Raw genomic sequence first — 15,192 nt, forward strand, 5'->3', positions numbered from 1 at the left:
TTCTAAATCTGATATTTAGGGTCGTTCTAATTTTTATCTTTCTTCATTTTTAATTTAAAGGAGATCTGTTTCTCTTGGTGAATGATTCGGAATCTTTTTCACTTTCAGCACATCTAAAAAGAAGGTGAAGATCGGAATGCCGACAATCAATCCCCAAACGCCAAAGAATCGTTCACTAACAAGCAAGACCACGAATGTATAAAAAATCGGCAAGTCTGTTTTGCTAGACATTAATTTTGGGTTCAGTACATAAGATTCGATCAGATGCACAACCAAAATCGTCATCAGGATATAAACAACATCTCTGATTCCTCCTTGTGAATAAGCAATGAAAGATAGAGGAATACAAGAAATAATAACGCCTGCTACTGGGATCAGACTTAGAATGAATATCATAATTGCTAAGCTCAGCAGTTGGTGAAAGCCAAATGCGGCCAAGGCAATAGTTGTGAGCAGGGTGTTTAAAAGAGCAATAATAAATTGAGCTTCTAATACTAAGCCAAATGTATTGACAAACTTATCGGCGAAATAATATAGATCTTGAAAGAACCAAGAAAACTCACTTTTTAGAAATAACCGTGAGAAAAAAATCGTTTTTTGCTTTTCAATCATAAAAAAGAAACTTAAGATGAACGACATAGCGAACGCCACTGCCAGTTTTCCTATATCTTGTAAATAGCCAAGCGCAATTGACGCGCCATTTTGAAGCTGTTCAAAGAAATCGTTCCGCTCGATATAATTGTGGATGTATTGTAAAACTGGATCTGCATCTTTTGGTTGATGCTCGTAAAAATCAATAACAGATTGGATCATATCGAATGTTTGATGAATAAGCATCGGGATATACTTTGTGAATGCCAGATAGATAAGATAAACGATCAATGTATAAATCATGATGGCTAAAATACCTGTAGGGATTCGGACAAATCGCTGAATGATTTGAACAAGGTGGATCATCAAGTAAGTAAAGATAAATGTGAGTAAAATGGTTGTAATCATACTTCTTACTAAGAAAAGTACAAAAATGACAGATAATAAAACCGTGAGGCGGCGTATTTTTTCATTCGCCAAAAAACGCTGATAAACGGACAATTTGACAACCTCCAAATAACAAAAATAAACACGTTATTCATTATATGATGGAATACGAAAATAAGAAAGGGAAAGAGCAAAAAGAAAAACCGCTAAATGACGTTATCTTATGAGTTGGTTTTCCTCATAAAATCGTTCATCTAGCAGTTTCAGCCCTTTTTCTGGTCTTGATGAAAATTATCTAGCATTTTTCGGGTCAGATGTTGCAGTGTATCCAATTCTTCCTGTTCAAGCGGAAGATAAGACTTGATCTTTTGTGGAATACCTTCTGCTTGTTTTTGCAACGCAACTCCTTGAGAAGTGAGCGTAACATTTACGATTCTTTCGTCATCCGTTTCACGCTGACGCTTGATATAATTTTTTTCTGCTAACTTCTTCAGTAAGGGGGTTAGCGTACCAGAATCCAGACACAAATCATTTCCTAGCTCTTTCACTGTAGTCTTTTTCTTTTCCCATAAAACTAGCATCACAAGATACTGGGTATAGGTAAGATCCAGCGGTTTGAGAAGGGGAGTGTAGTGCCTGATGATCTCCTTAGAGGCGGCATATAAAGGAAAACATACTTGATTAGCTAAATATAGATCTTCCATTTTTCCACCTCCGCTGTTTCACTATAGTGTATCATAGCGGATTTACACAAAAAAGTCTATTCACTAACAGCTTTCAGAGTAACTTCGATATTTCCAGCTGTCGCTTTTGAATAAGGGCACACTTTATGTGCAGCTTCTAATAATTCTTGGGTTTCTTCTAGAGAAAGGCCTTCGATAGATCCTTCAATCTCTACGCCTAAGACAAAGCTCATTTCACTTTCGGAATAAAGAGAAACTTGTGCGCTGACAGTAGAAGCGCCAGAAATATTTTTTTGTTGTTTAATCAACTCCAATGCACTGTTGAAACAGGCACTGAAACCAGCTGCAAACAATTGTTCAGGATTTGTTGCGTTTTCAACACGTTTACCAGGAGCTGCAATATTTAATTCGAATGTGTGATCAGGATTATGGACTTCTCCAGAACGTCCGCCTGTGTTGATCATTTTTGTAGAATACATTTTTTTCATAAGATTACCACCTTTTATTATATTTGATGCAATTAGATTGTACACAATTTAATTATAAAAAGCAAAGAAATTGATTATTCAAGAAAAAAGAGAAAGCACATGGAACAAACTTGCTTCCTCTAATAAGAATATTTACAAAAAAATATCAGTGACAAGAACTAATCCCATCATAAACTTTACATATATTTTTCAAAAAGTTGTTTTCTTTCTTCAAAACTTACTTCACGATGAACCTGATGAAGCATCCATAAATAACCAAAAGAATTCCTGAACATCGAATTGGTCACACCAAAGTCCATCATTTCTGTCATTTCTTGGATCTCTACACAGCCATTTCGTAATGCTTTATTATGTGTGTCCTTAATGTCAGAGACGATGATATTGAACCAGATCGTATTTGGATGTTCAGCAGTAGGGGCAGTCAGACCAAGGGGCGGATTGTCATCCAGCATATGGAACCTCGTGCCATACAAGGAAAAAATGACTTCATTATTGCCTCTAGGATACTCTGTTGCCTCAATCAGTTCTATTTCATCAAAGATCGTTTGATAAAGTTTTAGAGCTTTCAAACTGTCATTTAATACAAAATCGATTTCTGTTCCTTTATGCATAAAATTCTCCTCTCTTTTTCAATCGAACATTTACTTACTTCTTCTATTATTATACCAGTTAAAGAAAACGCATTTAAAATAATAGGGTTGATTACTTACCAACTCATTCGATTGGATGATAAGTAAATCCGCGTCCCATTACTTCTGCTACGCTGTTGACAATGACAAAGGCGCTTGGATCAATTTCTTCTATCAGAGGTTTCATTCGAGAGAATTCATGATCGGTCACAACGATCAATAACACTTCTTTTGACTTTCGGTTATAGCCGCCTTTTGCCTCCAGCAAGGTAAGCCCGCGTCCGATTTCAGCACTTAAGCGAAGGCGAATGTCTTCCAAAGAATGTTCGCTCATAACCATGACGGATTTCTTCCGATTGATCCCTGTTTCGATATAGGTCATGACGATTGAAGTGATTGCAATAGATAAGATAGCGTAAAGAAATTCTTCTATTCCAAAAACAAACAGATTGAGAGAAACGACGAAAGCATCTGTAAGAAACAGGCCGATCGAAGTGTTCAAGTGGAAATATTTTTTAAAAATGAGGGGAGGGATCGTCGTGCCACCACTGGAAGAGTTATTTTTATATAAGATGGCCACTCCTAAAGCAAAAATCGCACTTCCAAAAATGACAGATAACAACCGATCTGAAGTAATCATCATCTCTGGTACTACCGCGATGATCAAAGGAAAAACTAAGCTTCCAAAAAGCACTTTGAAAAAAGGTTTTTTACCTAAAAACAGAAGAGCTAGCACTAACATAGCGATATTCAATACTAAAATGACTATAGCACGGTCAAAACCGAAAGCAGCTTCCAGTAATATTCCTAGTCCGCTGACACCACCAGCAGCGATATGATGAGGCCCTAAAAACATATTTATAGCGACTCCTAATATAAAGAGGGCAAAAATAATTTTGACATATGTCCATATAAATTGTCTTGTTTCTTTCATTTATCCACTTCCTTTAGTTGATTAATAGTATTCTTATCTTATTATAACTTATTTTTCACTATAAGTTAACTTCGTTTAAGAAAAAAATTAGGCTTGGCTAATTTAGGAAACTCATCTTATCTGAAATCACTCGATCAAGCAAAAACTCTTAAAAAACTTTTTCGATTAGGAGGATCGAATATAGAGAGCAGAGAAACAGATAAACTAAGATAATTATAGAACTCGAAATAGGTAGAAAATAGATTCAAAAACTTTTAAAAGTTTTTGAATCTATCTGTTGAATTCGCTTAAAAAGTAATAGAAAAGTGCCAAAAAAACTGTTACCGATAACATTTTTGAAAGCGTTGTCTTTTCTATCTCTATCACTTATAGTGAGGACGTAATATTAAATCGCAAGGAGGAAATCAATGGACACAGCTGCAATTTATCATCGACCGGAAAGTGAATATGCATTTCTATATACGAATACAAAATTCCGTATCCGGCTTCGTACTCGGAAGAATGATATCAAAAAAGTATATGTGTTAAGCGGAGATCCGTATACCATAACAACTGAAAAATGGTATCAAAAAGAACGACCAATGAAAAAGTGTTTAAGTACAAATGTTCATGATTATTGGGAAGTTGAATTGACAAGTGAAACAAGACGATTACAATATGCGTTCCATGTTATTGGAGAAGACAGCACGGATTGTTTCTATGGTGATCAAGGTGTTTTTCCTTATCGAAAAAATGTGATTGCTGAACCAAATTTTTATTTTCGAATGCCTTATTTCCATCAAATTGATCGCTTCGTTGTACCAGAATGGGTGAAAGAAACAGTATGGTATCAAATTTTTCCTGAAAGATTTGCAAATGGGGATAAAGCAAATGATCCCGATCATACTTTGGCTTGGGGAAGCAAAGATCCAGATCGTGAAGATTTCTTTGGCGGGGATTTACAAGGTGTGATGGATCATCTGGATTATTTGACAGACCTGGGTATCAACGGAATATACTTTTGTCCCATATTTAAAGCTACATCCAATCACAAGTACGACACGATCGACTATTATGAAGTCGATCCCGCGTTTGGAGATAAAAAACTTTTAAAAAATTTAATTGATGAAGCACATAAAAGAGGGATACGTATCATGTTTGATGCTGTATTCAATCATATGGGAATCCATTCGCCCCAATGGCAAGATGTACTCGAAAACGGAGAAAAATCAATCTATAAAGACTGGTTCCATATCCGCTTTTTCCCAGTAGATTCCTATCAGATGACTGATGTGCCAGAAACTGCTGAAAATATCCCATATGATACTTTTGCTTTTACTCCATTCATGCCCAAACTAAATACAGCAAATCCAGAGGTTCAAAAATATTTATTAGATATTGCCACCTATTGGATAAAAGAATTCGATATTGATGGATGGCGACTAGATGTTGCTAATGAAGTGGATCATCATTTTTGGAAAAAATTTAGAGAAGAAGTTACAGCCATCAAACCTGATATCTATATCCTGGGAGAGATCTGGCATTCCTCACAGGCCTGGCTGCAAGGGGATGAATTCCACGCAGTAATGAATTACGCATTTACAGATTCAATTAAAGATTATTTTGCAAAAAAGAAAATTACAGCTTCGCAAATGGTCAGTGGAATGAATCATCAGCAAATGCTTTACAGAGATCAGGTGAACGAAGGGACATTTAACTTATTAGATTCTCATGATACTGCAAGGATCTTAACTCTTTGTAATGGGAACAAGGAATTGATGAAATCTGTGATGACTTTTATGTTTCTTCAAAAAGGATCTCCATGTATCTATTATGGGACAGAAGTAGGGATGACTGGTGGAGAAGACCCGGATTGTCGAAAATGTATGGTCTGGGAAAAAGAAAAACAAGATCTAGAACTGTTTGGTTTTATAAAAGAACTCGTTTCTCTTAGGAAACAGTTGTCTAAGATTCTTTCTGAAGGGGCTACCCAATGGTTAATAGTAAATGATCGTGAAGATAAGCTCTATTTTGTACGTGAACTAGAGGGGCAGATTATCCATATTTACTTCAATCAGTCAGCAGAACCTTGGATAGTAGAACAGGAAAATGAGGTTATTCTTAGTCAAAATTGTCAGTTATTAGAAGATGGGAAAGCAGAGATACAGCAATACGGATTTTTGATTATGTGTTGAAAACTGTTACCGGTAACAGCAAGAAAGCGTTTGCAAATAAAGATTTGTGCCCATTATAATAGTGGTGTAACAGCACGTTGAATACACAGGAGGAAATGAAGATGAAAAAAAGAAGCGCGAAAAAGTTAGGTTTAGGGTTAGTCTCTTTAGGAATCTTAGGCGGATTAGCGGCTTGTGGCAATGGTAATTCTTCAGCAGAAGGGGAAGCGGAAGAAGGGAAAACGTTAACAGTCTCCGTTGATTCTGGATATAAAGATTATATAAACGAAATAAAAGATACATTCGAAAAAGAAAACGATGTGAAGATCAAGCTGGTAGAAAAGGACATGTTCGATCAGTTAGAATCATTAGCGTTAGATGGGCCTGCTGGAAAGGGACCTGACGTTATGATGGCAGCATATGACCGGATCGGTGCGTTAGGACAGCAAGGACATCTGGCGGAAGTAAAACTGGGAAATGAATCAGCTTACGATGAAACAGACAAAGCCCAAGTGACTTATGATGGAAAAATCTATGGAGAACCTGCAGTAATCGAGACCCTTGTTTTGTACTATAACAAAGATTTAGTCGATACAGCACCAGCGACGTTTAAAGATTTGGAAAATCTATCCAAAGACAGTCGTTTTGCTTTTGAGTCAGAAGCAGGAAAAAATACAGGATTTTTAGCTAAATGGACTGACTTTTATTATTCCTATGGTTTGATTGCAGGTTACGGTGGCTATGTATTCGGTGATGATGGTACAGATCCTTCTGATATCGGTTTGAATAATGCAGGTGCTGTAGAAGGAATTTCTTATGCAACAGATTGGTTCCAAAATGTTTGGCCTAAGGGAATGCAAGACATAAAAAGTGCAGGAGACTTCGCCAGCCAGCAATTCATGTCCAACAAAACTGCAGCAATTATTGACGGCCCATGGCAAGCGCAAACATACAAAGAAAACAATATCAATTATGGTGTTGCAAAAATTCCTACTCTAAACAATGGACAGCCTTATCAACCATTTGGCGGAGGAAAAGGATGGGTAGTCAGCAATTATGCTAAAAATAAAGATCTCTCTCAAAAATGGCTCGATTATGTAACGAATCAGGAGAATCAAGAGAAATTCTTTGAAATGGTAAATGAAATCCCTGCAAATCAACAAGCTCGGGAAACAGCCAAGGCTAAAAACGATGAATTAACAACAGCTGTGATCGAACAATATGAAACAGCTCAAGCAATGCCAAACATCCCAGAAATGGGTGAAGTTTGGACAGGTGCAGAAAACTTGATGTTCGATGCAGCATCAGGTTCAAAAACACCAAAAGAATCCGCAGATGAAGCAGTGAAAACAATCAGTGAAGCCATAGAACAAAAATACTGATTAAAATGATAACCGTCCATTTTTATAAAAAAATGGAACAGGTGCTTCAGATAGAGGTGGCAAGAGCGAGATGGAAAATTATCTTGTTCTTGTTGCCATTATCTTAAAAGTAGTTTGCGGTTTAGCAAGTTTAGAGGGGGCATTCAGATGCAGCAAGATAAAACAAGCCAGATCAACGAAAAAAAAATCACGCTTTGTTCACTTATTCCGGGGATGGGGCAGTTTGTAAATGGCCAAACTTTTAAAGGTATCGTTTTTTTCGCAATATTCGTCCTATTCATTGGTCAGATGTTCTTGGGCGGATTTCATGCATTGATAGGATTGGTTACTTTGGGAAGTATACCAATGGAAGATCATTCATTATTTATTTTGATTGAAGGCACTTTGCAATTCATCATTACAATCATTTTCTTGATTTTTTACGCTTTGAATCTTCTAGACGCCTATCGAGTAGCAAGGATGCGTAAAGAAGGGAAAAAAATCAATCGAACGATGAAGGAAGTCATACATAATATAGGTGATGAAGGTTTTCCTTATCTATTGACACTTCCCGCGTATCTTCTCATGATTTTTACCATCATTTTCCCAGTCTTAGTCACATTATTTACTGCATTTACCAATTATGACTTTAATCATATTCCACCAGCCAGTTTGATTGATTGGGTAGGGGCTAAAAACTTTTTTAGCATCTTCTTCTTGAGTTCATATCGCAATACTTTTTTTGCAGTCTTTTCATGGACCGTAATCTGGACGTTATGTGCAACAACTTTACAAATCACCCTTGGTATTCTCACAGCGGTTGTTGCTCACCAAAAATTTATTAAATTTAAACGTATTTTCGGTATCATTTTCTTATTACCGTGGGCGGTCCCAGCGTTTATTACTATCATGAGTTTTTCGAATATATTCAACGATAGCGTAGGTGCCATCAATACTCAAGTTATTCCTTTCATAAACCAGCTTCCATTTGTAGATATCAGTGCAATCTCTTGGAAAACGGACCCGAACTGGACTAAAGTGGCAATCATCTTAGTTCAAGGATGGTTAGGATTTCCCTATATCTATGTAATGGTTACAGGGATTTTACAGTCGATTTCTGAAGATTTGTATGAAGCAGCAAAAATCGATGGAGCAAATGCATGGCAACGTTTCTCAAATATCACACTGCCAGCTGTATTTCTAGTTGCGGCACCAACGTTTATTACCCAATATACTGGGAATTTCAATAATTTTTCTATGATCTACCTATTTAACAATGGAGGGCCCGGAAGCGTGGGTGGAGGAGCTGGTTCTACAGATATCCTGATTTCATGGATTTATAAACTTACGACTGGAACTTCTCCGCAGTATTCTATGGCTTCAGCCATTACGTTGATCATCTCCATCATCGTTATCTGCGTATCTTTGCTAGTGTTCAAAAAGACAAATGCGTTCAATATGGGGGATTAAACAATGAAAAAATTTCATTCGAGTGCACGATTCCAAAAACGGCTTTCTCACTTTTTTACTTACTTTTTTCTTTTACTGTTATCAGTCATTATTATCTATCCACTTTTGATCACAGCAAGTACTGCCTTCAAGTCAGGAAACATTGCGGCTTTCAGTTTGGATTTTTCAAGCGACTGGACTTTAGGGAATTTCACGCGACTGTTCAGTGAAACACTTTACGGGACGTGGTATAAAAATACGTTAATCATCTCTGTCCTAACGATGATCGTACAAGTAACTGTAGTAACTTTAGCTGGCTATACGTATAGCCGTTATCGTTTTATCGGACGCAAATCAAGTTTGATGTTCTTTTTAGTGATTCAGATGGTACCGACTATGGCAGCATTGACTGCCTTTTATGTCATGGCTTTCTTATTAGAGGCACTAGATAAGTATTGGTTCTTGACGATGATTTATATAGGCGGTGGGATTCCAATGAATACTTGGCTGATGAAAGGATACTTTGACACAGTACCAATAGATTTAGATGAATCTGCTAAACTTGATGGGGCAGGGCATTTCAGGATTTTTTTCCAGATTGTATTACCTCTTGTCAAACCAATGCTCGCCGTTCAAGCATTATGGGCATTCATGGGACCTTTTGGCGACTTCATGCTAGCGAAGTTCCTGCTCCGAACACCTGAAAATCAGACTGTTGCTGTCGGCCTGCAAACATTTATTTCTGACGTGACAAATCAAAGGGTCTCCCTCTTTGCTGCTGGAGCAATTTTGATTGCTTTACCGATTTGTCTATTATTCTTCTTTTTACAAAAGAACTTTGTTACCGGCCTGACATCTGGCGGGACAAAAGGATAGGAGCAGAGGATCATGCAAACATTTCCGTTAAATTATTTTTCCACTTTACGTACGCCAACTCAAGTGTTTGCGGGACGCAAACTATTATCATGGCCCAAATTTTTCTTGATATTTGTATTTTTAGTTTCCTTGATGGTCATGCCTGTGACTCTTTTTTATGCCAATCAGATCCAAGGGATTCCATTAGAACAATTTCTATCCGTTCATTCGTTGATCGATGAACAAGGAACCAAAAAATTTTCTGAACTTGAATTATCTGAAACTGGGTTACAATCATCGCAACAAACGATAGCTGTGACCCCTGAAATTTTGGTAGGTGTGTCTTTATCTGAGAAACAACAATCCGATCATGGAACTTTTATTGATTTTGAGAAGGAACAATGGGTGATCCAACAAAAGGATAAATCTGGTATACGCCGCTATACGATGAATTATAGTCCATCTTTCCAACCGGATTCTGTACGTACGCCGGAAGATTTCCAACGATTTTTAGAAAGAGAATTTTATGCCAGTAATCGTCCAACAATCATTTTATCTTATAGTTTAAGTCTTGGTCTTGTCCTATTTATCATGACGAGTCTCATTTTATTCGGTGCTTCCTTTTTCTTGTGGATGACAAGAAAAAGCCAACTCTCATCCATTCATACATTCAAAGAGAGTGCAAATTTGATGCTGAATGTGATGGGGATAGGATCCATGGTAGCAGCAGTTGTAGGGTTTATCCACTTTGACTTTATCTTGATGCTAAGTGTCCAAACAATGATAACTGTCTTGCTGCTTTTATGGGTTTTTGCTAAGACAAAATTCAAAGATAAGCGTGTCGAATGACAAGTTTAAGTGATTTGTGCGACAATGAATGTGAAAAAAATGAAAAATAAAGTAGTTTTTGAAAAATTTCTGAAAAAATTAAACTTCTTAGTTGATTCTTTTCTTTTTTAGTATTAACGTAATAGGGTAGTTTTTTTAAGGAGGAAAATCATGTTAGAGAAAACTTTATACAACCAATTATTTTCACGTTCTTTCTCGCTCCCTGTCGAAGTAAATTATTGGGACGGTACAACGAAACAATACGGAGATACGGACACTCCTCCCCAAATCAAAATCAATATCCATGAAGAAATCCCAATGAAAGAGATTACAAGCAACGCTTCTTTGGCACTAGGAGAAGCCTATATGGATCATCGAATCGAGATCGAGGGAAGTATCCAAGCATTAATCAACGATGCTTATCAGCAAGCAAACAGCTTTTTACGAGGAAAAGATTATCTAAAATGGCTGCCAAAGAAAGAAAAACATACAAAACAAAAAAACAAAGAAGATATCCATGCGCATTATGACTTAGGTAACGACTTTTATAAACTTTGGCTAGACCCAACTTTGACTTATTCTTGTGCCTATTTCAACACACCTGAAGATACGTTGGAACAAGCACAAATCAATAAAGTCCATCATATTTTAGACAAACTCTTTATCAAAGAAGGCGAAACGTTGCTTGATATCGGTTGCGGCTGGGGAACATTGATGTTCACTGCTGCCAAAGAATATAACGTCAAAGCAACTGGGATTACTCTAAGTGAAGAACAATACGATTTGATCACAAAAAAAATCAAAGAAGAACATTTAGAAGATAAATGCCGTGTATTATTAATGGATTACCGTGAACTAAAAGGCGAAACGTTTGATCATATCACAAGTGTAGGTATGTTCGAACATGTAGGTTCTGAAAATCTTGAAGGTTATTTCAAAGTCGTAAAAGATTTATTGAAACCAAAAGGAACAGCTTTGATCCATGGAATCAGTCGACAACAAGGCGGTGCGACAAATGCTTGGATCAATAAATATATTTTCCCTGGCGGTTATGTTCCTGGGGTTACTGAATTAGTTGATAATATTACAAAAAACGATTTGCAATTGATCGATTTAGAAAGTTTGCGTCGTGACTATCAATTGACATTAGAGCATTGGACAAAAAATTTCCATCAAGTCCAAGATCAAGTCACGAAAGAAATGGGTGATTCCTTCTATCGAATGTGGGATCTATATTTACAAGCTTGTGCAGCGTCATTTGAGTCAAGCAATATCGATGTAATTCAATATTTGCTTGTTCAACCTGGAAATAATGATATCCCAATGCATCGTGCATAATTGATATAAAAAGGCAGTTTAAAAGCTATTTAATTATTTAATAAATGGAAGCTAAGTTTTATGATGCTCCCGAAGTGAGATTTTAGTCTAACTTCTAGGGTTGTCTCTAAAGCTTAGCTTCTTTTTTATTTTCATAATAATAACGTTGTTCTTTAATTTTTAAACATGACAGAAATTTTTTTCTTCGTTATACTTGTATAGAATACTATTTTATAATAAAGGAGATAAAATCAATGAAGAAAACTGTTATTTATACTAGTTTATTTGCGGCTTTGTTTTTAGCTGCTTGTCAATCAAACACCAATCAAGGAACATCTGGGAATACATCTTCAAGTAGTGAACAACGCTCTTCTCAGGTATCGGAATCCTCAACAAACGCAAGTACATCTTCGTCTAGCCAAACAAAGAATTCGAGCGAGGCAATGGGCCAGTCAGCTATCAAAGTGTCTGCAGCTCGTGCGATTGAATTGTTTAAAGATAAGTATCCAGATACTGCTATTACTAGTTTGGAACTAGATAGTGATTGGGGATCTTACTTCTACAAGATAGAAGGTGTCGATGATCAAAAAGAATATGAAGCAAGAATTGATGCTCAGAATGAAAAAATGGAAACAGAGAATCCAGAAACGCTAGATCGAGAGGATCAAAATGGTCAAAAGAAAAAAGAAGATGGTCTAGCTGTTGATAAATTAATTACAATTGAGGAAGCAGCAAAGATTGCTGTCGATAAAGTAGGAAGCGGTACAGCAACAGATTGGGATCTGGATAAAGATCTAGGTACTACTTATTGGGAAGTCAAAGTAAAAAATGGTAATCAAAGTACATCAGTCAAGATTAATAGTGAAACAGGGGAAGTGCTATCAACCGAACAGGGTGATTAAGAAATACGTTGAAAAACAAGAGTTGATTTTTCTTTTAGTCATGATACACTAGATAAAATAACTTGTTTGAAGGAGCGATTTACTTGAGTTTAGAAACGACCTTTGCCAATCATACCTTTGCTAACCCTTTTATGAATGCATCTGGTGTACACTGCATGACTACCCAGGAATTAGACGAGCTGGCTCATTCAGAAGCAGGAGCATTTATCACTAAGAGCTGTACAATCAATGAACGAAAAGGAAATCCCGAACCACGTTATTTTGATGTTCCTTTAGGCAGTATCAATTCTATGGGGCTTCCAAACTTAGGCTTTTCTTATTATCTAGAGTATGCTCTTGCGTATGAAAAAGCGCAGAAAAAACCAAATCAACCATTATTTTTTTCGATCGCCGGGATGAGTGTCCAAGAAAACTTGGAAATACTTGGGGAAATAGAAAAAAGTGGTTTCAAGGGGATTACTGAACTAAATTTATCTTGTCCAAATGTGCCTGGTAAACCACAACTAGCTTACGATTTTGAGGCCACTTATGAAACATTGAAAGAAGTATTCAGCATCTTTTCTAAGCCGTTAGGGATCAAATTGCCTCCTTATTTTGATTTTGCTCATTTTGATCAGATGGCAGATATCTTGAATCAGTTCCCGTTGACATATGTCAATGCTATCAACAGTGTGGGTAACGGGTTGTATATCGATACAGACAAAGAAGCAGTGGTCATCAAACCAAAAGAAGGGTTCGGCGGCATTGGGGGAGAGTATATCAAGCCGACTGCTTTAGCAAATGTCCTCGCTTTTTATACGCGTTTGAAACCAGAAATCCAAATCATTGGTACAGGTGGGATTCGGACAGGACAAGATGCATTTGAACATCTGCTATGTGGCGCAAGCATGTTACAGATTGGTACCGAGCTTCATAAAGAAGGGCCGGAAATTTTTTCTAGAATCATAAAAGAATTAACGCAGATTATGTCAGAAAAAGGATATACGTCAATTGACGAATTTAAAGGCAAATTACGCAACATTTCATAGCAAAAAGACGAAGGTCATGATTGATCTTCGTCTTTTTTTATAAAAAACACTCGTCTGTTCATTCATGTGCAAGCGTACTCATTGTATGTTAGACGAACTTGTGGGAAAATAACAGGGGCAAAAAGGAGGATACTATGAAAGATGCAACAGAATTAGCGAAAGGACTTAAAGAAAAAGAATTTAGTTTTCAAGAATTAGCTGATGATGTACAGAAAAAAATAAAAAAACAAAATCATGAATTGAATGCGTTTGTTGCACTTGAACCATTCGAGAATAGTTCCACTGAACGATTGATTCCCCAGTCAGAAAAAGGACCATTGGCAGGTATTCCATTCCCTTTAAAAATGCTCGGTCAAGAAAAAAAGGGATGGCTAGCTACTTCAGGATCTCGTTTATTTGAAACACATCGAGCTTCTCATACATCCAATTATGTACAGCAAGCAGAAGCGATAGGGCTAGTTCCTTTTGGACAAACCAATGCGCCAGAGTTTGGTTTCAAAAATATTACAGACCCCGTCATCTATGGCCCAGCAAGAAACCCCTGGAACCTTGAATGTACACCTGGCGGATCAAGTGGAGGCGCTGCTGCTGCAGTTTCAGCGGGAATCGTTCCTTTAGCTGGCGCTAGTGACGGTGGTGGTTCTATTAGAATACCCGCTTCGTTTTGCGGATTGATTGGGCTGAAACCTTCGCGAGGGACGATGCCAGTTGGTCCATATGCTTGGCGAGGATGGCAAGGAGCTGCTATTGATTTCGGTTTGACGGTTTCTATGAGAGACACGGAGGCTTTATTTTATGGGATGAGAAGCATCCATTCCGGTGCGCCATATCAAGTATCGCCAGTTGAGTGGCAAACACATCCAAGAAAAAAACATTTGAAGATAGCTTTTTGTGTTGATTCACCGATCCACTCACAGATTAGTGAAGAGGCAGTACTTGCTGTAAAAAAAGCTGTAGATTTCCTTGAAAAAGAAGGACATGATTTGACGGAGATTCCTTACCCACTAGATGGTCGTAAACTGATTAGGTCTTATTATCAGATGAATGGCGCAGAGACAGCAGCAATGATCCACTCGATTGAAGCAGGCATCCAGCGAACTGTCAGAAAAGAAGAACTTGAGCCGATCTCTTGGACTTTGTTCCAATATGGTCAGAAACTTTCTGCCGCTACTTACATTGATTCTCTGCATGTATGGGATGAAGCAGCAATTGTCATGGAACACTTGCATCAAGAATATGATTTATTCCTTTCACCAACGACTGCATTTACTGCCCCTAAAATCAGCGAAGATTTGCAAAGTGATACGATAAGAGCACAGATGAAACACATCCATGATTGTTCTGAAGTACAAGCTTTAGAAGTTGTTTCTTCTATGTTTGAGGAAAGCTTGAAGATCACACCTTATACACAATTGGCTAATCTGACTGGACAACCAGCAATCAGCTTGCCTACTCATTTGACAAAAGAAAACATGCCTCTCGGGATTCAATTTATGTCCGCCAGAGGAAGAGAAGATTTGCTGCTTCAAATCGGCTATCTATTTGAAGCAAGTCACCAGTTCCATTTACCAAATCCATGGAAATAGC

The 15,192-nt window shown here is 37.3% G+C and carries 14 protein-coding genes; 9 read left to right on the forward strand and 5 right to left on the reverse strand.

Annotated features, from left to right (window positions below; genetic code table 11):
* Positions 1–54 precede the first annotated feature (54 nt).
* The 5 genes from AC1F25_RS03900 to AC1F25_RS03920 form a co-directional block, all read right to left on the reverse strand.
* Positions 55–1,092 (reverse strand): AI-2E family transporter, encoded by a 1,038-nt coding sequence (locus AC1F25_RS03900; protein WP_002319949.1) that lies wholly within the window; start codon positions 1,090–1,092, stop codon positions 55–57.
* 149 nt (positions 1,093–1,241) lie between these two features.
* The gene (locus tag AC1F25_RS03905) at positions 1,242–1,682 is read right to left on the reverse strand and encodes a MarR family winged helix-turn-helix transcriptional regulator (RefSeq protein ID WP_002290718.1); all 441 of its coding nucleotides are present in this window, start codon (positions 1,680–1,682) and stop codon (positions 1,242–1,244) included.
* A gap of 56 nt (positions 1,683–1,738) precedes the next feature.
* Complete coding sequence (locus AC1F25_RS03910) at positions 1,739–2,149, reverse strand: organic hydroperoxide resistance protein (protein WP_002290719.1); 411 nt, start codon at positions 2,147–2,149, stop codon at positions 1,739–1,741.
* A gap of 176 nt (positions 2,150–2,325) precedes the next feature.
* On the reverse strand, positions 2,326–2,760 hold the full coding sequence (locus tag AC1F25_RS03915; RefSeq protein WP_479994272.1) for a VOC family protein: 435 nt from the start codon (positions 2,758–2,760) through the stop codon (positions 2,326–2,328).
* Positions 2,761–2,863: 103 nt separating this feature from the next.
* Positions 2,864–3,712, reverse strand: coding sequence for a YitT family protein (locus tag AC1F25_RS03920; RefSeq protein ID WP_002306677.1), 849 nt, complete (start codon positions 3,710–3,712; stop codon positions 2,864–2,866).
* Between the two features lie 407 nt (positions 3,713–4,119).
* Here AC1F25_RS03920 and AC1F25_RS03925 point away from each other — a divergent pair, with 407 nt between their 5' ends.
* The 9 genes from AC1F25_RS03925 (at position 4,120) to AC1F25_RS03965 (ending at position 15,191) form a co-directional block, all read left to right on the forward strand.
* On the forward strand, positions 4,120–5,886 hold the full coding sequence (locus AC1F25_RS03925; protein ID WP_002309211.1) for a glycoside hydrolase family 13 protein: 1,767 nt from the start codon (positions 4,120–4,122) through the stop codon (positions 5,884–5,886).
* A 101-nt stretch (positions 5,887–5,987) separates the two neighbouring features.
* The gene (locus AC1F25_RS03930) at positions 5,988–7,247 is read left to right on the forward strand and encodes an extracellular solute-binding protein (protein ID WP_002306680.1); all 1,260 of its coding nucleotides are present in this window, start codon (positions 5,988–5,990) and stop codon (positions 7,245–7,247) included.
* A 147-nt stretch (positions 7,248–7,394) separates the two neighbouring features.
* Entirely contained in the window at positions 7,395–8,696 is a 1,302-nt protein-coding gene (locus tag AC1F25_RS03935; protein ID WP_002290728.1) for a carbohydrate ABC transporter permease, read from the forward strand.
* 3 nt (positions 8,697–8,699) lie between these two features.
* Positions 8,700–9,551: a sugar ABC transporter permease gene (locus AC1F25_RS03940; RefSeq protein WP_002290731.1), complete on the forward strand. Its 852-nt coding sequence runs from the start codon at positions 8,700–8,702 to the stop codon at positions 9,549–9,551.
* A gap of 12 nt (positions 9,552–9,563) precedes the next feature.
* On the forward strand, positions 9,564–10,379 hold the full coding sequence (locus AC1F25_RS03945; RefSeq protein WP_002309215.1) for a maltodextrose utilization protein MalA: 816 nt from the start codon (positions 9,564–9,566) through the stop codon (positions 10,377–10,379).
* A gap of 150 nt (positions 10,380–10,529) precedes the next feature.
* On the forward strand, positions 10,530–11,696 hold the full coding sequence (locus AC1F25_RS03950) for an SAM-dependent methyltransferase (protein ID WP_002290735.1): 1,167 nt from the start codon (positions 10,530–10,532) through the stop codon (positions 11,694–11,696).
* A gap of 233 nt (positions 11,697–11,929) precedes the next feature.
* A complete protein-coding gene (locus AC1F25_RS03955; protein ID WP_025477248.1) occupies positions 11,930–12,577 on the forward strand; it encodes a PepSY domain-containing protein in 648 nt (215 codons plus the stop codon).
* Between the two features lie 83 nt (positions 12,578–12,660).
* Positions 12,661–13,605: a dihydroorotate oxidase gene (locus AC1F25_RS03960; protein ID WP_479994273.1), complete on the forward strand. Its 945-nt coding sequence runs from the start codon at positions 12,661–12,663 to the stop codon at positions 13,603–13,605.
* 134 nt (positions 13,606–13,739) lie between these two features.
* Positions 13,740–15,191 (forward strand): amidase, encoded by a 1,452-nt coding sequence (locus AC1F25_RS03965; protein ID WP_195943504.1) that lies wholly within the window; start codon positions 13,740–13,742, stop codon positions 15,189–15,191.
* The last annotated feature ends 1 nt before the right edge of the window (position 15,192 follow it).

The organism is Enterococcus sp. M-BR2 (genome assembly GCF_056612775.1).

Excerpts from the sequence above, each read along its gene's own strand:
- AC1F25_RS03950 (WP_002290735.1), top strand. The coding sequence starts at position 10,530 with ATGTTAGAGAAAACTTTATACAACCAATTATTTTCACGTTCTTTCTCG.
- AC1F25_RS03925 (WP_002309211.1), top strand. The coding sequence starts at position 4,120 with ATGGACACAGCTGCAATTTATCATCGACCGGAAAGTGAATATGCATTT.
- AC1F25_RS03910 (WP_002290719.1), bottom strand. The coding sequence starts at position 2,149 with ATGAAAAAAATGTATTCTACAAAAATGATCAACACAGGCGGACGTTCT.
- AC1F25_RS03955 (WP_025477248.1), top strand. The coding sequence starts at position 11,930 with ATGAAGAAAACTGTTATTTATACTAGTTTATTTGCGGCTTTGTTTTTA.
- AC1F25_RS03930 (WP_002306680.1), top strand. The coding sequence starts at position 5,988 with ATGAAAAAAAGAAGCGCGAAAAAGTTAGGTTTAGGGTTAGTCTCTTTA.
- AC1F25_RS03915 (WP_479994272.1), bottom strand. The coding sequence starts at position 2,760 with ATGCATAAAGGAACAGAAATCGATTTTGTATTAAATGACAGTTTGAAA.
- AC1F25_RS03920 (WP_002306677.1), bottom strand. The coding sequence starts at position 3,712 with ATGAAAGAAACAAGACAATTTATATGGACATATGTCAAAATTATTTTT.
- AC1F25_RS03905 (WP_002290718.1), bottom strand. The coding sequence starts at position 1,682 with ATGGAAGATCTATATTTAGCTAATCAAGTATGTTTTCCTTTATATGCC.
- AC1F25_RS03945 (WP_002309215.1), top strand. The coding sequence starts at position 9,564 with ATGCAAACATTTCCGTTAAATTATTTTTCCACTTTACGTACGCCAACT.
- AC1F25_RS03940 (WP_002290731.1), top strand. The coding sequence starts at position 8,700 with ATGAAAAAATTTCATTCGAGTGCACGATTCCAAAAACGGCTTTCTCAC.
- AC1F25_RS03935 (WP_002290728.1), top strand. The coding sequence starts at position 7,395 with ATGCAGCAAGATAAAACAAGCCAGATCAACGAAAAAAAAATCACGCTT.
- AC1F25_RS03965 (WP_195943504.1), top strand. The coding sequence starts at position 13,740 with ATGAAAGATGCAACAGAATTAGCGAAAGGACTTAAAGAAAAAGAATTT.